The following is a 2008-nucleotide window of genomic DNA, read 5'->3' on the forward strand; positions in this document are numbered from 1 at the left end:
TCGTGCGCGTGATGATCTCGCCCCTGTCGCGGGCCTCCTTCATGCGGGCGTTGTAGCCGTCGATGTTTCGGACGGCGATCTTGGCCATCTTCTTGTAGCGCTCCTCCATCTCGCGCACGGCCCACTTGAGGGCGATGACCGCCTTCTTCGGGTCGATGACCACGGGGGAGAGCAGGTGCGGGATGCCGTCGTAGACCGACAGCTCCAGCATCTTCGGGTCGACCATGATCAGGCGGCACTCCTCCGGCTTGAGCCGGTAGAGCAGGCTGAGGATCATGGTGTTGATCGCCACCGACTTGCCCGAGCCGGTGGTGCCGGCCACCAGCAGGTGCGGCATGCGCGCGAGGTCGGCGATGATCGGCTCGCCGCCGATGTTCTTGCCGAGGCACAACGCCAGCTTGTGCTTGCTCTCGGCGAAGTCGGCCGACGAGAGGAGCTCGCGCAGGTACACCGTCTCGCGGGTCTCGTTCGGCAGCTCGATGCCGATGACGTTCCGGCCGGGCACGACCGCGACGCGGGCCGAGACCGCCGACATCGACCGGGCGATGTCGTCCGACAGGCCGATCACGCGGCTGGACTTGGTGCCGGGGGCGGGCTCGAGCTCGTAGAGGGTGACGACCGGGCCCGGCCGCACCGCCAGGATGTCGCCGCGCACGCCGAAATCCTGGACCGTCTGCTGCAGGTTGAGGGCGTTCTGCTCCAGCACGTCGGCGTCGACCTCCTCGCTGCCGCCCGGCGCCGGCAGGGCGAGCAGTTCGAGCGACGGCAGCTCGTAATCGGCGTTCTCGATCGGCGCGATCTCGAGGTGGCGGCCGGCGGGGATCAGGTGCGCACGGGGCGCCACCAGGGGGACCGACGCCGGCGCGGGGGCCGGCAGCGCCGGGACCTCGACCGCCTCGACGGCAGCCGCGGCCGGCTCGGCCTCGGCCTCGACGTCCGCCTCGACCGGCTCCGGCTGCGGCGCCAGCTTGCCGCGGAGCAGGACCGGACGCGGTGTCATCGGGATCACCACGCGCTCCACCTCGGCGCGCGCGGCGACCGGAGCGGCAGAGACCGGGGCGGGAGCGGGTTCGGGCTGGGCCGGTGGCGCCGGCGGGACGACGCTCGGCTGACCGGCCGCGCGGATCGCCGCCCGGGCCGCCATGGCGCTGAGAGCCGGCGCGCGGCGGGGCGCCTCGGACACCGGCGTGGCCGGAGGCTCGGCCGCGGCGCTGCCCGGGCCGAAGACCAGCGACAGGCCGGACGCGGCCGGCGTCACGACGGGCGGCAGGAAGGCGCTCCGAATCGTGGCGGCCTCCTCCATCCGCGGTCCGGTCTCCGTCCCGTTATCCTGCCCGTCGGCCGGGCGCGGCGGCTGGTCGAACCGGACGAGCCGATCGAGCACGTAGACCGGCCGCGGCGGCAGCGACCGCAGGTGCGAGACGTCGAGCGGCATCGAGACGAAGCGCTCGTCGGACGCCGCCGGCGCCGCGACGGCGGCCGGGGTCGGCGCGACCTCGGCGGGCGGCGCCTCCAGGGCCGACCAGGCATCGACGGACGACCAGTCGCCGCCGTCGAACCAGGGCTGGACCTCGGACCAGTCCGGCAGGTCCGACCAGTCGCGGGCCGGGGCCTCGGCGACCGTCTCGACCAGCGCGGCGGCGACCGGCGCGGCCGCGACCGGAGCGATCGCCGCCGTGGAGGCGGTCAGCTCGACCGCGGGCCGGACCGGGCGGCGGTCCGGCGTGCGGAAGAAGCGGACGCCCGGCGGCGCGACGAAGGGCTGGCGCCACAGGGGCACCGGCTCCGCGTCCGGCGCGGAGGCTTCGGGCAGCGCCGGCACGGGCGCGGCACGCTCGGCCTCCTCGGCGGCGACCCGCGCGCGCTCGATCCGCTCCCGCTCGGCCTCCTCGCGGGCGGCCCGCTCGGTCTCCAGGGCGAGAGCGGCGGCCTGCGCCTCGGCGCGGGCGCGCTCCAGGGCGACGCGCTCGGCCTCCAGGGCGCGCTGGCGGCGCTCCTGCAGGACCGA

General features: G+C 75.5%; 1 protein-coding gene. It reads right to left on the reverse strand.

All coding sequences use genetic code 11. The features are described 5' to 3' along the window. Positions 1-2008, reverse strand: a 2008-nt coding sequence (locus ME121_RS32645) for a DNA translocase FtsK (RefSeq protein WP_491892954.1), incomplete at both ends; no start/stop codon positions are given.

It is taken from the genome of Methylobacterium sp. ME121 (assembly GCF_000974725.1).
Lineage (GTDB): Bacteria > Pseudomonadota > Alphaproteobacteria > Rhizobiales > Beijerinckiaceae > Methylobacterium > Methylobacterium radiotolerans.